The organism is Pseudomonas sp. Marseille-Q8238, from assembly GCF_965111915.1.
The window spans coordinates 773979-790779 of the sequence record NZ_CBCOPI010000001.1; the positions used below are offsets into that span (position 1 = coordinate 773979).

Sequence of the window (16801 nt, forward strand, 5' to 3'; positions counted from 1 at the left end):
TCTCTGGAGCATGTCTACAAGCCGGGTAATCCCCCAGTTGATTCTGAACTCGCCGTTGTTGGCTCCTATCAGACCAAACTGGCAGGGGGTGTATTCACCAATGTCGGGGAATACGGTGCCGACGCCGGGGCAGTAATAGCGGAAGTGACTTTCTACTGAGGGCGTTTTGGGGGGCGCGTTTTCATTGCTCTCCAGACTTTTTACAGTGTGATCGATGGATGCATGGTAGAGCCTGGCGATATTGCTGGTGCTGCGCGGCTCGCGGAGATCGGCTTCACGGTTATTGTTGGTGCCGTCGAAGAACAAGGACAGATGCAGCGACCGGTGACAGGTTTGAGGATCGGGCGCTTTGCCCTGCTGGTGGGCTTGCTGGCGCGCGCAGGCCTGGGCGCTACGCTCGTCACGTTTCCGTTTGTCGAGGTTGGCCAGGATCGCCGTATCGGTTTTCGGGAACCCTGTCTGGGTAAAAGTTGGGGCTATTTCAGTTGAGGCTGGGGTGTCACGTCCTTGTGTCATGGCGCAGGGCACTCCTTTGGCTCCTTGATAGAAAACAGTTCCTTGTAGGGGTAGTCCGGGTGGGTTGGGGTCATGCAGATTGTGTTGACCTGCACCTGGTCGCAGGGCAGGAAATGAGTTTGGATGCCGCAGCTTTTTTCGTAGTAAGGGATTTCAACGATGGCCTGGTGATAGGTGTAGCGGCTGCGGTGTTCCTCCATACGCTTACTCCATGCCTCGGAAAATATGGGTTCTGGCCAGTCGCGAGACTCATAAGGGAGAGGGTCCTTCTCCCACTTCACTACGACTTTGAGGCCTGGTCGCCACTCGCGTGGAAGCATGCCGCAGCAGGTTTGCGCTCCCCCTCCACTAAATGGGCCGACATTGGGCCCGCCCGCCCCATCAACGCTGAAGTGGTTGATGCCGGCAGAGGTGTGGTTGTAGCCCATGACGGGGGCGGGAAGCATGTAGGGTTTGCTTGGTGTGCAGCCTGTCAGGACAAGCAGGCAGGCGAGCAGGCAAGTAATTGGCACTATTCCGTGTGTCATGGCGAAGGGCACTCCTTTGGCTCCTTGATGGAAAATAATTCCTTGTAGGGGTAGTCCGGATGTTCCGGGGTTAGGCAGGTGGTATTGACCTGCACTTGGTCGCAGGGCAGGAAATGAGCTTTGATGGAGCAAACGTTCTGGTCGTAATAGGGAACGTCTACGGTTGCCTGATGATGGGTGTAGCGGCTGCGATGCTCCTCCATGCGCTTGCTCCAGGCCTCGGAGAACATCGGCTCGGGCCATTTTCCATAAGCATATGGATCCGAGTCTTTTTCCCATTTCACCAGTACCTTGAGCCCAGGCCGCCATTGGCGAGGGAGCTCACCACAGCAACTTTGTTTTCCTCCGCCCTGATGTGGTCCGATATTCGGCCCTCCAGCTCCGTTGACGCTGAAGTGGTTGATGCCGGCAGAGGTGTGGTTGTAGCCCTTGATGGGGGCTGGGAGCGTGTAGGATTTGCTCGGTGTGCAGCCTGTCAGGGTCAGCAGGAGCAGGGCGCACATGCTGTGTCTGCATGGTGCCAGACCGTTCATGCTTGAGGGGCCTGTGGCGCGACATTGGAGTTGCTAAGCAGCCATTGCCTGATATGCGCCCTGCGCTGCTCGCTGTCGTAAATCGATGCTCGATCGGCGTCGCGCTGGGCGTGGAAAAGGTGGCGGGCCAGCATCTCTCGGCTGCCCAGGCCACAGTCCTGCGGCTTGATGCCGGTACCCATGCGAAAGTCTTCCGCTTCTGTCCAGGCAATCAGTTCGGCGACTTGCTCGTTACTTAGCATAAACGCTTGTGTTGGTTGTGGCTGTGTGGAGCGGTCGAGCCAACCGGTCAGTTGCTCTGTTTTGTTGTCCCGATCTAGCCAGTACCAATTAATGACGGCTCGATGAAACCAGCGGCTTTGTTCGGGGGTAAGTGCTTCACTGATGGGGCGTAGCAAGCGGGGCTCCCAGTAGCGCAGCAGGCCACCGTCTTCTCCCTGGTTCCATTCGGCCTGGGTACATGTGCACAGATGCTGGCTCAGGTCATCGAAAGGCCAGGGGCTCAGCAGCGCGAGCACCCTGAAATCGCCATAGGTAGTTTCGATCAAGGTGTGCAGCCAGTCGTAGTGACTGCTTTCTTCATACGCCAGGCGAATCAGGCGTGGGCCTTGCAGCGCCTGCTCAGGTGTACCGTCCAGCAGGTTGGCGTATTGGGGCTGGGGAACCAGTTCGGCAAGTTCCTCCAGAGTTGAGGAGTCCAGACCTGTGGAGTTGATCAGTATGTCGAGATGGGGCAAGCGTTCAGCGCGGGCCTGCTCGCATAAGTAGAGCAGCCACGCGGTTGGCGTTGGGTACATGTTCTCATCCTTGAGTGGCGGGCCGGCTCAGCGTGGAACCAGGGCTTGTACTTTTCTCTGGGCAATCAACAGGCATTCTTCGCATACCGCCTGTTGTGGCTTGTCTGTGCAGGCGCTGAGAGGCATCTGCGATGCCTGCTTGAGAAGCTCACCCGCTCTGTCTTGTGCCGCTAGTCCAGGTTGCAAGGGTGGTTTGATGTTGATGCCACTGCCCTTGCCTGGTGCGCCACCGCTATTGATGCGGACGTGTGGCCCGATCAGTGTGATCCCGCTGGGGTCGAGTTTGATGAAGCTACCGCCTGCCTTGAGGGTCAGCTCGATACCAGCCTCGATGACGACCTTCTCGCCGGCCTTGAGATGGATTTCTCTACCGGCCTCAACCAGTTGCGCATTACCCAGCTTGGTGTGCTGGTTGGTCGCGATGGTCAGGTGGTCGTCGGCGCGCACCTCGGTTTTCCGGTCGCCGTGCGTGGTGCGGTGTTCTTCGGCTTTGAATTCGCTGTAGCTATTGGCTTCGACCGTGTCGTGACGCTCGTGGCCGACGCGGATTTTCTGGTCGTGCTCGATGTTTTCATCCCAGTCGCGCTGAGCATGCAGGTAGATCTGCTCGGCGCCCTTGCGGTCTTCGATGCGCAGCTCGTTGTAACCGCCGCCACCAGGCGAACTGAGGGTCTTGAAGACACTGCGGGTCTTGTTGGCCGGCAGGCCATAAGGCACGACGTGCTCCGCATGGTAAAGGCAGCCCGTCACCAGGGGTTGGTCTGGATCTCCCTCGAGAAAGGTCACCAACACTTCCATGCCGACTCGGGGGATGGCGATGCCGCCGTAACGATCCCCCGCCCAACTGCTGGATACCCGCAACCAGCAACTGGTCTTGTCGTTGGCCTGGCCTTCGCGGTCCCAGTGAAATTGCACCTTGATGCGACCATAGGGGTCGCAGTGGATTTCTTCACCCTTCGGGCCAGTGACCACGGCGCTTTGACTGCCGAGAACACGAGGCTTGGGATGCTCCAGTGCTGGGCGGTAAAGCACATCCCATGGGGTGGCGGTAAAGTGGTTTCGGTAGCCCTGCTGGAAGTCATCGCCGAGATTTTTGGCGCTTTTCTGTGAGCTGCCGAACTCTTCCAATACCTGCGGTTGCTTGCCCTCGTGGCGGATGTTGGTGAGCAGCCACAACTGGTTCCATTCGTCACGCGGATGCGCCTGCAAATCAAGAAAGTGACCGCTGGCAAGTTCGGCATGATCGCTAAAGCCCTCGGCCAGTTGGTAGTCGGCCTGATGCCGTTCCAGGCTGCGCTGGGCAAGGTGTTTGCCGCGGGCGCGGTCAGTGAAACGACCGGGGTAGTCGTAGTCTTCGAGGTTGGGTTGTGCTGTGACCTTTTGCTCGGCCTGCAGGAGCAGGCGCGGCTTTTCGAAGTTGTAATCGCGGCGCGTAACTCGGCTGGTGCGGGTTTGCAGACGGACGCTGAAGCGTTTGATTACCGATTTGTCGGCCACCATGCCGGAGTCTTGTTGGTAAGCGACGGGTGTCAGGCGTGGAAAGGCGGTCTGATCGTCAGCGAACACCAGCGCGTGATCACTCCGGCTGTGCTGGAAGTGATAGTGGATGCCTTCTTCCTCGCACAGGCGCTGGATGAAATGCAGGTCGCTCTCGTCGTATTGCACGCAATAGTCGCGCTCGGGATAGGCTGCGCTGAGCTGGAAACGATAATTCCCTGCCAGGATGCCATGCTCTTCGAGTACCTGGCTGATGATCTGCTGCACGGTCAGGTGCTGAAAGATTCGCTGGTTGGTGCGGTATGCAAGCCAGGCCAGTTTGGGCTGCAGACTCAGGTGATAGTGGGTCAGGCGATTACCGCACTCGCCTTGTGTGGCGCTATGGATCAAACCATGAATGCCAGCTGTATCAGGCCCTAGAGAGAGGAATGCGGTTTGGCTGAGCAGGCTGCTCAAGTCGAGATCGGGACGTTCGCTGACCAGCTCTATGTCGAAACGATAGGGCTGATTGAGCGCTTCGTGACCATTGAAGGCGAGTACCTGCAGGTCATGGGGCTGATTGTCGAATACCAGCGTAAAGCGGGGGTGGTTGCTTCCCAGCATGCCGTTGTCTCCGTCCTTGAGTCGAGGCTGGCCCACAGGGTGCACAGGTTGTCGGCGCGGATCAAGGTGGAAACGGTGGGGGCAAGACCTTCGTCACGCTTATTCGGTGCTGGCCTTGAGTGATCACGGGCAGTAATGAGTGACGGGGTTGCCCGCGCGCAAGAGTGCTCAGTAACCCTTGATGCTGTAGTCGACGACAAAGTCGATGCCGGTGACCCGCGATACGCCAGTCTCCAGGCGGCCATCGTCATGCAGGCGCAGCCAACGGTAGCCGGGGGCCGTGGTATCGACCTGAAACTCTTCGCTGCCGGGGGCGAACTGCACGCAGGTCGAGGGGGACGCGAGCAGGCGTACGTTGTTGCGCAGTTGGTCGAACTCCTGGTGCACATGGCCCCAGAGCACGGCCTTGACCTGTGGGAAACGGTTGATTACGGCAAACAACGCGTTTGGGTTGCGGATGCCAATGGGCTCCATCCACGCGCAGCCGATGGAGACTGGGTGGTGGTGGAAGCACACCAGGTGGTGGCGCTGTGGTGCTTCGCTGAGCGCATTCTCAAGCAGGGCCAGTTGCTGATCGTCGAGGTAGCCGGGGACTGCACCGGGAATCGAGGAGTCGAGCAGGGTGATTCTCCAGTTGCCGATATCCAGCACCGGCTCGAGCAGGTCGCTACCGCTACAGGCCTGGCGCATGGCCGGTACTTCGTCATGATTACCGGGGAACCAGCGCGATCGCTGGGCGACCGAGGTGGTCAGTTGGCGAAAGCGTTCATAGGACGCCAGCGAGCCATCCTGGGAGAGGTCGCCGCTGGCCAGCATCAGGTCGATATGTGGCTGCTCTTCCTGCACGCGCTCGATGACACGTTGCAGGCTGTCACAGGTATCCATGCCAAGCAGTTTGCCGTTCTCTTCGGCAAACAGATGGCTGTCGGATAGCTGAACAACCAGCACTGATGAATCGCTGGCGGGATGAGAGGGGCGCGACAAAGTGCGACTCCTGAGCGGGTTCTCAGGATTATGGTGGCTGGAACGGGATTCGGTAAACCCGCTAACCGTGAACAGGTCACATTTGCCGTGTACGGTTGTGCATCGAGTCCCGGAGAGGCATCTGAAATGGCGTGAAAGCCCTTACAGAACGCTGGCCATTTCGTGTCCGCAGGCCAGGCAATGGCTGAGCCATTCTCCGAGGAACAGATTGAGCTGGGTCTTCTCATCCGGCTGGTGCATGGCCGCATTCGGATAGGCGTAGATGCTGCGCAGGCGGCGGGCGTTCTCCGCGCTCACCACCTCGGCCATGCGTGCGTCGTGGTACACGCGCACTTCCAGGCGCGGCACCGGGAGCCAGGGCAGGCTGTGCTCCTGGCTCACTTGCACGGTGGTGGTGTAGGGACAGGTTTCCAGCACACGGATGACCAGCACGCCCAGCAGCATGTCACCCTGGCTCAGGGCTACACGTCGCTCGCCGGCAGACACACGCATATCCGGCAGCAGGCGCAGCAGGCGTGCATAGTTGGCCTCGCAAGCGGCCTGCAGTTCGATCAGATCGACCCGATAGCGCTCGCGCAGCAGATTCATGACCACAGTCCCCGCACTTCTGTTCTGTTCAGCGCCAGCCATTGCAGGGCGATGATGCTGGCCGCGTTGTTGATGCGCCCGTCGCGGATGGCCTGCAAGGCGTCTTCCAGGGGCCAGACACGGACCCGGATGTCTTCACCTTCCTCAGCCAGGCCATGTACACCACCAGCTCCCTGGCTGTCACAGCGGCCAAGAAACAGGTGTACGTGCTCATCGGAGCCACCGGGAGAGGGAAAGTAACGGGTGATCGGCCACAGTGCGCCAAGGTTGAGGTCCGCCTCTTCGACCGCTTCGCGGCGAGCGACTTCCTCGGGCTGTTCGTCCTTGTCGATCAGGCCGGCGACCAGTTCGATCAACCAGGGGTTGGCGACCTTGCCTAGCGCGCCCACGCGGAATTGTTCGATCAGGACCACGCAATCGCGCTGTGGGTCGTAAGGCAGCACGCAGACGGCGTCATGGCGCACGAACAGCTCGCGGCTCAGTTGCGGGCCCATGGCCCCGGAGAACTGGCGATGGCGCAGTTGCAGGCGGTCGAGCTTATAGAAGCCCTTGAAGCAGGTTTCGCGCGTGATGATCTCGACGTCGTCGGTGCCGGGGGTAAAGGCTTCAGGCATGCAGGTGCACTCTCGGATGAACGTTATGGGCGCCATCCTAGCGCGCTGAGTTACCGGGCGCAGCCTCCTTGGAGGATTCGCCGCAGACAGGGAAAATGGAAGTTGTCAGACTGTGGCGCGGGAACGCTCCCCAGTCCGAATAGTCGAAACTGCCAGCTTGCATCGCACGACAAGGAAACCGCATGCGTCTTCTGAAACTCATCTGCCTCGCCGCGCTTCCCCTGACCTTAGGCGCCTGTCAGGGACTGTTCAAGCCCGAAGGGTCGCAGTCGATGGCTTCCACGCATCAGCGCTGGGAACATCGTGCTCCCGGCTGTACAGGTGCCGATTGTGCGTTGGTGAATATCGACCTGCAACTGCCCAAGGATGATCCGCTGCTGGCTGCGCGCATCGAGCATGATCTGTTGGAGTTGACCCGCGAGCTGCCGGGTGACCCGGTGGCCAAGTCGCTACAGATTCACGAACGTGACTTCCTCGCTACGGCCCAGCCTGGCTGGACCAGTTATCTGCAGGCCAAGATAATCGAGCAACATGACCGGTTGGTGATAATCGAGCTGTCCAGTTACCGCTTTACCGGAGGCGCGCATGGCGTTCCGGGGCGTGCCTTCATCAATTACGATCGGCAGTTGAAAAAAGTCCTGACATTGCAGGACATGCTCGTGCCAGGCGAGGAAACGGCCTTCTGGGACGCCGCACGTCTGGCTCATCAGGCCTGGCTGGCGACGCGTGGATATGCCGATGACAGTGAGTTCCAGAAGACCTGGCCTTTTGAACGCACCGCCAATATCGGCCTGCTCTACGGCACGGTGCTGCTCAAGTATGACGTTGACCGCATCGCGCCCTATTCGCTGGGTCACCCGGAAGTGAAGATTCCCTACTCGCGCCTCAATGGCATTCTCAAGCCTTACTACTTTCCGGGGCGCGGCTAGGGTTGTTGACGTTTCGCTTTAGCCCACCAACTACACCTGCAGAGCCGCTGTCGTTCCTAGCAGCTTGCCGAGTACGAACTGCAAACCACCAGCGAGCAACAGAGCCGGCAGGGTAGCGCCGATTTCCGGGGCTAACTGAGCCAGCAGGTGATAGGCCGCGGCTCCGCAGAACCAGGCGATCAGCGTGTCCCAGCGCAGCCCGACGCGTGGCGCGCGCTCGGCGCGGCGACGACGCAGGATGAAGTGATCGACCAGCACCACGCCGAACAATGGGGCAAACACCGAGCCGATCAGCAGCAGGAAGTTCTGGTACTCGGCCAAGGGCGCGAACAGCGCGATGAGCGTGCACAGCGCGCCAATGCCCAGTGCCAGGTGCTCGACCTTCAGCGCGACCAGCGTGCCGCTGGAAACCGCTGCGGAGTGGATGTCGGCGAAGGCGTTTTCCGATTCGTCGAGCAGGATCAGCAGCAGCGGAATGCCCAGCCCCGCGCCGGCGAGTGCCAGCAACAGGGCATTCATCTCGCCGCTCGGCGCGAACGCCAGGGTATACGCAACGCCCAGGCTCATCAGCCAGACGTTGCCGCAGAAAAAGCCCACTGCCGTGCCGGCGAACACACGACCGGCGGCTTTGCCGAAACGTGAGTAGTCGGCGATCAGCGGCAGCCAGGACAGCGGCATGGCGATGGCAATGTCGAAGCCCAGGGCGAAGGGCAGCGTGCCGTCACCCGCGCGGGCCCACAACGCGCCCAGGTCAGCCTTGTCGAGCAGGTTCCAGGTCAGCCAGCTACAGGCGCCCAGCAGCAGCCAGATACCCCATTTGCGCAATACGCGGCGGACGAAGGTCAGCGGGCCGGTGACGGCCAATACTGTTGCCAGGCCACCAAAGAACAGGGTCCACAGCCAGGGGCTGGTCAGTGCGCTGCCTTCGGTGAATACCTTGCCGGCCAGCAGGCTGGCGGCATCGCGCATGACGATGATCTCGAAGGCGCCCCAGCCGACCAGTTGCAGCAGGTTGAGCAGTGCCGGCAGTACGGCGCCCTGACCACCCAGACTGAGCTTCAGGGCGGACATCGACGACAGTCCGGTATCGGTGCCGATCACAGCCACGGCACCGAGCAGCAGCACACCAACCGCAGTGCCGAGCACAATCGCGCCGATCCCGCCCGCCAGCCCCAGTCCGGGCGCCAGCAGGCTGCCAAGTTGCAGCACCATCAACCCTACGCCGAGGGAGAACCACAGGGAGAACATATCGCGCGCGCCAAACACACGCTGGGCAGTCGCAATAGCGACGCCGGGGGCATAGGTGCCGGAAGGAAGGGGCATGGAGGGGAGACTCGTCGAATGGATGATGGCCGAATGGCCTGCAGGAAGCAGAAAGACGCCTTGCCGCTGCGCAAGATCACACGCCAGCAGGCTGCTGCATGGGAGGTTCCTACAAAAAGAGGCGGCGCGCTACACCCTATCGATGACAGCCCCGGCGCGGGCTTAGCGCCCGCGCCGGTTTGCAAACGATTGCTCGATCGAGCAGCCGTGCCTCAGTTGCGCCGTCCCTCTTCGATGCTGGTCTTGCCACCCGACTGAATCGTGCTGCCCTGGCTGCTGCGGCTTGCACCACCTTGAACGGCGCCGGAGACCGAGCTGCTGCCCTGATCGCCATCCTTCTTGCTGCTCGATGCAGTAGCCGAGACGCCGGCCTGAACACCGAACTCTGACGAGGTGCTGGTTGCTGAACCCAGGTTGACCTTGCCACCGGCGCCGATACGGGTATCACCTTCCGAGCGTACCTGCGTGCCCTCAAGGTTGGTGTTACCACCGGAGGATATCTGTACCGCGCCCCCGGCGTTGATCGTCCCGCCTTGCACCTGACTGCTCTTGCCTTGGCTGATACCGCCCGCCAGGCCGGCTTCACCGTTCTTGTCGCCTTCCTCGCTCTTCGAGAAGCTGGCGTTGGCCGAGAGGTTGCTCGACGAACTGCTCGATTCGCTGCGCGCTGCCTGGAAGTCGACATTGCCACCCGCGTCGATGCGTGTATCGCCACCGCTGGACAACTCGGTGCCTTCGAAGCGCGCATCGCCAGTGGTTTTGATGGTGAGCTTTCCACCCGCATTCAAGCTTGCGGCGCTGGCGTCCGAGGCTGACTCGTTGGCATTTTCCTGACCATAGTTGGCCTTGACGCTGCCGCCGTCGGTGCCGACCTTCACCTCGGCATCCAACGATTTGCTGCTGCTCGAACTGCTGCTGGTATTGCGCGCCGCCTGAACGTCGAGGGAGCCGGCCTGGATGTTGATGTCCTCGCCGGCTTCGAAACGGGTACCAACCAGGGTGGTCTGCTCGGTGGAGGCGGACGAGATGCTGCCGCCGGCCTTGAAACCACTGGTCACGGCCGTGCTGGACTGCGAGGCCGCATTCTTCGCCGAGCCCTCTACCGAGGCCTTGGCGCCATAGCCGGTGCCGGCACTGGCGCCTTCGTCCGTGCTGGCCTTGGCTTCGGCGCCCACGTACGCACCAACGCGCGCGTCATGGCTGTACGAGCTGTCGCTCGAATAACTCTGGTTGGACACGGCTTCGTCGCGGATCTCGCGAGCAGACTGGGTGATGTTGCCACCGGCATCGACCTGGGTGCCCTGGTCGACGATGGTGTTCTGCGCCGTGCGGGTGAAGTTGCCACCGGAAGAGAAGGTATTGGTGACCTGGGTGATCGACGTGCTCTTGCTGTCGCTCTTCTCGGTGCTCTGACGCAGGCCGGCACTGGCTTCGGCGCTGGCGCCGGCCGATGCACTGGCTTGGCCATTCTCATCGACCCCGGCCTTGGCACTGGCTTCGGCGCTGCCGCCGACATAAACGCCAGCGGTATGGGTAGAGGCGCTGTCGCTGCGGGTGCTGATGTCCTGTGCCGCGACGTTCTTGATGTCCTTGGCGTCGATGTTCATGTCGCCGCCGGAGGACACCTGGGCACCCTGGAAGGTTGCCGTGTCCTTGGCCTGCAGGTTCATGTTGCCGCCGGACTTGAGGGTGGAGGCGGTGTTGGTCAGGTCATAGCTGGAGGACTGCTCGTTCTCGGTGCGAACGCCGGCGGTCGCGGTGACTTCTGCCTTGACGTTCGTCTGTACGTTACCGGAGCCATTGCTGTTGGCCGTGGCGGAAGCGCCGGCACTGGCTTTGGAGTCGGTGTAGATACCGAGTGAAGTGCGGTCGGTCTGGCTTTCGCTCCAGCTCTCGTTGCGTCCGGTGAGGACCTGGATATCCCGAGCCTGGACATCGAGGTCGCCGCCAGCGGCAACATTGGAGCCTTGTACCGTCACGCTGCGATCGCTCTGCATCTGCAGGTTGCCACCGACGTTGAGGTTGGAGGCCACGCTGGTGTTACTGCCGCTGTTGGTCACCGTCTTGCTGGTTTCCATCAGTTTCAGGTTGGCGCTGGAGCTGGCGCTGGCTTCCGCACTAGCACTCGCGCCCTGCACGTTGGCGGCGGCGCTGGTACCTGTCGATGCTCCACCGGAACCGTCCACCTTGAGGAAGGTCGTGGTCTCTACCACCTGGCTCGTGCGTCGCTCGTCCAGACCATCGAGTACGCTGATGCCTTCCCGGCCATCGAGGTTGGCGTTACCGGCAATGTTGGCATCCGAGCCTTGCAGAACGATCTGTTCGCCCGCCCGAACATTGGCATTGCCGCCCACGTTGAGCGTGGAGCCCGCGTTGGTTCCGGTGAAGTCGTTGGTGGTGGTTTTCTGCGTGCCGTAAAGGCCACCACCGACACCGAGGCCGGAGGTCTTGGTCTGGGTGTCGACGGTCAGTTTGTCCTGGCGTGCGACGACATTGAAACTGCCCTCTGCCTCGGCATCCATATTGCCGCCGACATCGACCTGGCTACCGGCGATCGTGGTATCGCCACCACTACGGGTTGTCAGGTCCCCTTGGATATTCAAGCGCGAGCCGACGTTGGTTTCGGTGCCGACCGAGGTTCGGGTGCTGCTGGAACTGAGGAAGCCGCTACTCTCGGTGTAGCTGGTGCTGGTGTTCTTGTCGACGATGGTGTCGACGACGATATCGCCGCCGGCATTCAGCGATACATTGCCCTTGGCGCTGACATCGGCGCCGATCACTTCGATATTGCGTGCCGCATCCAGGTTCAGGTTGCCGGTTGACTCGATGCTGCCGGTCTTGCCGATGGCCGTGGTGTAGGTGGTGGCGTCGCCCGTGCCGATGGCCAGGGTTTCGTTGCGGATGCTGCCCTCGCTGGAGGTCAGGCTTACATCGCCCCCCTTGATCGTGCCGCTGGTGTTGGTGATGTCGTCACGGGTGTTGACAGTGAGACTGCCGCTACCGGAAATGGTACCGCCGGTGTTGCTCAGGCCTTCGCCGCTGATACGCGTATCACGAGCGGCGATTACCGCCCCGCTGTCGAGCGCGGCCACGGTGCTGGCGGCCAGGTAGACCCGAGGAGCAAGCACGCTCTGGCCGTTGACCACGGTTTCTTCCATCCAGACGATGTCTTCGGTCAGCGCGGCCAGTTGTTCGGCGCTCGGGGCCTGGCCGAAGATCAGGCCGAGTGCCTGGCCCTGGGTGTAGGCCTGGTCCATTAGGCGCTGCATCTGGTCGGCTTCGTTGTCATAGCCTGCGATCACGTTGTTGCCGGTCTGTTGGATCAACTGCTGGCGGATCAGGTAGGCCTCGTAGTTGGCATCGCCGAGGCGGGTCTGCACGGTGTCCGGGTTGAAGCCGTAGCGCTGGGCCAGATAATCCGAGCCCACGAAGTTCGAGCCGACGGCGAAGATCGGGTTGGTCTCCACCAGGTACTTGGCCCCCGGGTTCTTGCTGGGCACGAAGTAGCCGTTGGGGTTGCCCGGCAGGTTGATGTTCGGTGCGTTGACCGATGCTCCAATCTGGCCATCCAGGCGTGCCTTGTCCTGATCATCCGGCCAGGGCGAGCCGGCGTTGACCAGGGTGCCGCCCTCAAAGGTCAGACTGGTGGCGAAGATGCCCGCGCCGCTGCGTGCGATGACGCTGGCGTTCTTGAGCGTGCCGCCGGCCACCGCCATTTCGCGGGCCTCGTCGGCCAGCACAGTGGGCCAGCTATCGCCGTCGATGCGGCGGGTCCGGGTCCAGCCGCTGAGGGAGCCTGGCTCCCAGTTGTCCCAGTTGTAGCTGTCGTCATCCGGGTCGCCCGTTGGGGCATAGGCTGCATCGGGGCGGGTGCGCGCCCAGGCGATGAAGGTGTCGTCGCCACTGGCTTCGTCATCGATCCTGATCCAGCGCAGCACCTTCTCGTAGTGGTAGAGCGCCAGTTCCTCGTTGGTGAAGGTGCCGGTGCCTTTGATTTCCACGGTCGGCGCGGAGATCACCCCGACCCGGTTCAAACCGCTGGCACCATAGTCGATGGTCAGTGTGCTACCGGCGCCACTGGCGATGATCTGCGCCTTCTGCAGGGCCTGAAGTTGCGCCATGGTCAAGCCGACCAGCTCTTCGTTGTACTGGAAGGATTCGTCGTACATCCAGGCATTCATGCCGTTGTCGAAGGCGCCTTCATTGGCGATCTTGTCCTCGCTGATCACGCTGCCATAGCTTGGTGAGCCATCCTTCTTGGTCAGCGTGCCGCCGCTCCAGAGTGTTTCGTTGGTGAAGGACTGGCTGGCCTTGAGGTGCATGTCGCCCAGGCTGACGATGGCACCGTTGTTGATCAGATTCGCGGCGGTGGCAGACAGCGTGTCATTGCTGTCCAGCGTGCCGGTGGAACGATTGCGCAGGGTATTACCGGCCTTCAGGTCCATGTGCTGGCCGGCATAGAGCGCGCCAGCATTGTCGATACCGGTGCTGGCATCAAGCTTGAGGTCGGCCAGCGAGGACATCCCGGCGGTGTCGGTGTTGATGATGTTGACGGCATTGACCTGCAGCGTATCGGCCGCGTGGATCACGTTGCTGTTGGTCACGCTGGTGCCAGCCTCGACCTTGCCCTTGGCCGCGCCAAGCAGTTTGCCGGCATGGTCGACGGCGGTGCCGGCCTTGAGAGTGAAGTCGCCGACGCTCTTGATCTCGCTCTGAGCGTCGCTGGTGATCTTCTTCGATGCTTGCAGGCCGAGGGTGCCGGCGCTGTGCGCCTGGCTGCGATTCAGCTTCAGGTCGCCATTGGTGGCATTGACCGTCAGCGCGCCAGCCTGGCTGCTGGTGCCGCTGCTCAATTCGCTGTCGCTGAGGGTGACGCTACCACCGCGCATTTCCAGGTCGCGGCGGCTGCTCAGGCTTGCCGCGTTGGCCTCGATGCCGGCGCTGGCGACCGTATTCACCTTGAGGTCGCGTTCGGCGCTGATACGGGTGTTGATCTCGATCTTGCCCGAGGCGCTGAGCATGAAGTCATCGGCGCTGGCGGCGGCTTCACCGCGCATGCGCACGCCCACGCCGTTCTCGGTGGCGAGTAACTGTATGCGGTTGGCATACATGCCGCCCAGTGCCGTGGAGTCGATGGCATACAGCGGCGTGTCGCCGGTGGGTGCCGTGGCGCTGGCGCTGCGGTTGGCGTAGTCGTAGTCGTTGCTGCCGGCGGCGATCTGCAGGTCCTGGGCGTTGATCTGGCCGTCGATCTTCACTGAGCGGGCGACCAGGTCGAGGACTTTCTGGTTGCGTCCGTCGAGGCCATTGCCTTCGACCAGGATGTCACCCTGGCGGACCTGGAAGCCGGCGACACTGCCGTTGCTGCCGATGATCGGGACACCGGTAGTCAGCGTGGCGCGATCCGTATTGATGAAGCCGCAGCCGGAACAGGTGATGCCGTAAGGGTTGGCGACGATGACGTCGGCCTTGCCGCCGACCACCTCGGTGTAGCCGGCGAGGGTGGAGCGATTGGTTCCGACCACCTCGTTGAGGATGACGCGAGCTTCATTGGTCAGGTTGACGTTGGGCACGATCTGCCCGCCGAGTTGCGACTGCAGGGCGCCAGCGCGGGTCAGCGCGGAGTTGTTGTTGAGGATCTGCCCGCTGGGGTCGACGTTGTAGTTGAGGTAGCGGTTGTGTGAAACCCCGGCGCCATTGGCGGTGGCGATGTCGATCACCTGCACGCCGTTCGGCGCCTGGAAGACCTGGGTGTTGCCACTGGCGACTTCGACTCCGCCAGCCTGCGCTGTATTGACGAAGACTGCCGCGCCGAGCGCGCTCAGCACGAAGACGCCGACCGAGCCAATCGGACCACCGGCGCCCCGGCCTGCGCCAGAGCCGCTGCGCCGCGTATTTTCCGCTACCACCATGAAGGCGTGGCGGACCCTGTTCCAGACGATGCGATAGATGTGGTTCATGTCATCCTCCGTCAGAGGGAAAGGCCGAGGCTGAAGGCCAGGGTGTCGCCCTGGTCGCTTTCATACTTCGGGGAGTCGATGGGGTGGGCGAGGGTCAGGTTGAGGTTGACCGGGCCGGTCATCAGGCCGATACCGAGGGAGGCGCTGGTGAGGTGGCCAGCCGATTCGTCCTCGCGGTTCCAGGCCTTGCCGTAGTCGATGCCGACGAAAGGCCGCAGCAATGCCGGGCGCCCGTTGGGCAGGCTGAAGGAGCGGGTCAGGGCCAGTTCGTTGCGCCAGTAGTAGCCGTGATCCCCGGCGATGGATTCTTCGTTGAAACCGCGCACGGTGTAGGGGCTGCCAAGGGACATCCGCTCCGAGCCGTACAGCACGTCGAGGGCGTACTGGCCGCTCAACTGGCTGTTGAAGCTCAGCTCCTGGCCGAGCGCCTGGAAGGGGCGGTAGAAGCCGGCGCCATACTTGTATTTGGTGAACTGCGCACGCGGGGCCCAGTCAGGCAGGTTGGAGGCATCCTTGAGCGAGCCGAACAGGTGCAGGCCACGGGCAAGCCCCAGGTTCAGGCTGAAGGCGCCGCCAAACAGGCGGGTGGTGTAGTTGGAGTCGAGGTCGAAGACGCTGAGCCGACGGCTGCTGACCTGCAGCAGGATATCTTCGAGGTAGTTGTCCTGCTCTTTCTGGGTCAGGCCGCCGGAGAGGTTCCATTGGCTCGACTGGCCACGCCAGAGCACGCGATCCATCTGCAGCGTATAGGTCTGCGAGTCACCGTTGGTGCGCAGCTTGGCACCGCTCGGGGCCTTCAGTTGGCTGGCATATTCGGAGTCGGATGCACTCAGGCTGAAGGTGTTGTAGCCCCAGGGCAGTACATAGCTGAGGTTGTTGAAATAGGAGGCGCGCTGGCCGCTGCGGTAAGGCTGGGCACGGCGATGGGTCAGGCTGAGGAAGTCATTGAAACCCAGCGGGTTGTCCAGCCCCAGGTTGACGCCGAGCTGGTTGCGCCCGGTGGCCTTCTGTCCGTTGTTGTCGTAGGTCAGGTTCAGGTGATAGGGGCGGCTCGGGTTGTTGTTGAAGCGCACCACGCTGTCGCCCGGCTCGCTGCCCGGCAGGATTTCCATGGTCGCGTTGTTCGAGGCCAGGCGGTTGATCTGGTCCAGCGCCTGTTCCAGATCGCGCAGGTTGAGCGGTTCGCCGACCTTGCCGGGGACCACGTTGCCTGGCGAGATGGAGCGCTTGCCGCCGTCGTTGATGTCGATACGTTCGAGCTGGCCTTCCTCGACCTCGACGGTCAGGGTGCCCTGGCTCAGGTCCTGGCCGGGAAGGTAGACGCGTGCCGCCACGTAGCCGCGGGACATATAGGCGGCGGTCACATCGGCCAGCAGTTGTTCGATTTCCGAGACGCCCAGGCAGCGGCCCTGGTAGGCATTCTGCAGGTCGCGCCGAACGCGTTCGCTCAGCAGCTCGGCGTGCAGGATCACGACGTTGTTGATATCCCGGCACTGACCAGATTCACGAGGGCGGGGCTGAGGCGGCTGAACCTGCAGGCGCGTGGGCGGCTGGTCTGACTGCAGGTCCTGCAGGCGCTGCTGCTGGATGCGCTGGTTCATCTCGTTTTGCAGGCGCTCGGCCTGGCGGGCTGCCGCTTCCACATCACTGGGGGTTTGCGCCTGGGCGGTGCCCAGGTGTCCGAAGAAGATCAGCAGGCAGAGGCTTGCCAGGCGGCTGGTCGTCAGGCCGGGCATTGCCATGGTGGTGCGGATGGTTGCTGGCTTGGTTCTGGCCGGGCGTGCCAGGCTTGAAACGTCGCGCCCCTTGGGCAGAGCGCTGGCGGAAACAGGGGGGACGATCTCGGGCATGAAAGCTCCAGTCACTCAACTGCACGGGTGATGGCATTGTGCAATCGAGTCTATTGAGCTTTCGGTCCAGAGGACTGAGC

The 16801-nt window shown here is 62.0% G+C and carries 12 protein-coding genes; 2 read left to right on the top strand and 10 right to left on the bottom strand.

Going from position 1 to position 16801, the window contains the following annotated elements; all coding sequences use genetic code 11:
- The first annotated feature begins 222 nt into the window (after positions 1-222).
- Positions 223-489 carry a hypothetical protein gene (locus tag ACWPW0_RS03435; RefSeq protein WP_454254429.1) on the top strand — a complete coding sequence of 89 codons (267 nt, stop codon included), beginning with the start codon at positions 223-225 and terminating at the stop codon, positions 487-489.
- 23 nt (positions 490-512) lie between these two features.
- On the opposite strand, the gene ACWPW0_RS03440 is transcribed toward ACWPW0_RS03435, so the two are convergent.
- From ACWPW0_RS03440 to ACWPW0_RS03470, 7 genes are all read right to left on the bottom strand, one after another.
- On the bottom strand, positions 513-1055 hold the full coding sequence (locus tag ACWPW0_RS03440; protein WP_454254430.1) for a DUF3304 domain-containing protein: 543 nt from the start codon (positions 1053-1055) through the stop codon (positions 513-515).
- Positions 1040-1546 (bottom strand): DUF3304 domain-containing protein, encoded by a 507-nt coding sequence (locus tag ACWPW0_RS03445; RefSeq protein WP_454254431.1) that lies wholly within the window; start codon positions 1544-1546, stop codon positions 1040-1042. The genes ACWPW0_RS03440 and ACWPW0_RS03445 overlap by 16 nt, the downstream gene beginning before the upstream one ends.
- 26 nt (positions 1547-1572) lie before the next feature.
- The gene (locus ACWPW0_RS03450; RefSeq protein WP_454254432.1) at positions 1573-2313 is read right to left on the bottom strand and encodes a DUF4123 domain-containing protein; all 741 of its coding nucleotides are present in this window, start codon (positions 2311-2313) and stop codon (positions 1573-1575) included.
- Positions 2314-2400: 87 nt separating this feature from the next.
- Positions 2401-4473, bottom strand: coding sequence for a type VI secretion system tip protein TssI/VgrG (tssI, locus tag ACWPW0_RS03455; RefSeq protein WP_454254433.1), 2073 nt, complete (start codon positions 4471-4473; stop codon positions 2401-2403).
- 168 nt (positions 4474-4641) lie between these two features.
- On the bottom strand, positions 4642-5457 hold the full coding sequence (gene cpdA, locus ACWPW0_RS03460) for a 3',5'-cyclic-AMP phosphodiesterase (protein ID WP_454254434.1): 816 nt from the start codon (positions 5455-5457) through the stop codon (positions 4642-4644).
- Positions 5458-5598: 141 nt separating this feature from the next.
- Positions 5599-6051 (bottom strand): DUF1249 domain-containing protein, encoded by a 453-nt coding sequence (locus ACWPW0_RS03465; protein WP_454254435.1) that lies wholly within the window; start codon positions 6049-6051, stop codon positions 5599-5601.
- Positions 6042-6659, bottom strand: coding sequence for an NUDIX domain-containing protein (locus ACWPW0_RS03470; RefSeq protein ID WP_454254436.1), 618 nt, complete (start codon positions 6657-6659; stop codon positions 6042-6044). The genes ACWPW0_RS03465 and ACWPW0_RS03470 overlap by 10 nt, the downstream gene beginning before the upstream one ends.
- A gap of 182 nt (positions 6660-6841) precedes the next feature.
- On the opposite strand from ACWPW0_RS03470, the gene ACWPW0_RS03475 reads away from it, so the two are divergent.
- Entirely contained in the window at positions 6842-7588 is a 747-nt protein-coding gene (locus tag ACWPW0_RS03475; protein WP_454254437.1) for an RsiV family protein, read from the top strand.
- A 30-nt stretch (positions 7589-7618) separates the two neighbouring features.
- Here the strand turns inward: ACWPW0_RS03475 and cytX are convergent, their stop codons facing one another.
- From cytX to ACWPW0_RS03490, 3 genes are all read right to left on the bottom strand, one after another.
- Positions 7619-8911 carry a putative hydroxymethylpyrimidine transporter CytX gene (cytX, locus tag ACWPW0_RS03480; protein WP_454254438.1) on the bottom strand — a complete coding sequence of 431 codons (1293 nt, stop codon included), beginning with the start codon at positions 8909-8911 and terminating at the stop codon, positions 7619-7621.
- Positions 8912-9123: 212 nt separating this feature from the next.
- Positions 9124-14871, bottom strand: a complete 5748-nt coding sequence (locus ACWPW0_RS03485; RefSeq protein WP_454254439.1) for a hemagglutinin repeat-containing protein — start codon at positions 14869-14871, stop codon at positions 9124-9126.
- 11 nt (positions 14872-14882) lie between these two features.
- The gene (locus ACWPW0_RS03490; RefSeq protein WP_454254440.1) at positions 14883-16721 is read right to left on the bottom strand and encodes a ShlB/FhaC/HecB family hemolysin secretion/activation protein; all 1839 of its coding nucleotides are present in this window, start codon (positions 16719-16721) and stop codon (positions 14883-14885) included.
- Between the last annotated feature and the right edge of the window lie 80 nt (positions 16722-16801).

What these genes read in the sequence shown, in the direction of transcription:
- ACWPW0_RS03435 (WP_454254429.1), top strand. Translation starts at nt 223, where the DNA reads ATGGTAGAGCCTGGCGATATTGCTGGTGCTGCGCGGCTCGCGGAGATC.
- ACWPW0_RS03445 (WP_454254431.1), bottom strand. Translation starts at nt 1,546, where the DNA reads ATGTGCGCCCTGCTCCTGCTGACCCTGACAGGCTGCACACCGAGCAAA.
- tssI (WP_454254433.1), bottom strand. Translation starts at nt 4,473, where the DNA reads ATGCTGGGAAGCAACCACCCCCGCTTTACGCTGGTATTCGACAATCAG.
- ACWPW0_RS03470 (WP_454254436.1), bottom strand. Translation starts at nt 6,659, where the DNA reads ATGCCTGAAGCCTTTACCCCCGGCACCGACGACGTCGAGATCATCACG.
- ACWPW0_RS03475 (WP_454254437.1), top strand. Translation starts at nt 6,842, where the DNA reads ATGCGTCTTCTGAAACTCATCTGCCTCGCCGCGCTTCCCCTGACCTTA.
- cytX (WP_454254438.1), bottom strand. Translation starts at nt 8,911, where the DNA reads ATGCCCCTTCCTTCCGGCACCTATGCCCCCGGCGTCGCTATTGCGACT.
- ACWPW0_RS03485 (WP_454254439.1), bottom strand. Translation starts at nt 14,871, where the DNA reads ATGAACCACATCTATCGCATCGTCTGGAACAGGGTCCGCCACGCCTTC.
- ACWPW0_RS03490 (WP_454254440.1), bottom strand. Translation starts at nt 16,721, where the DNA reads ATGCCCGAGATCGTCCCCCCTGTTTCCGCCAGCGCTCTGCCCAAGGGG.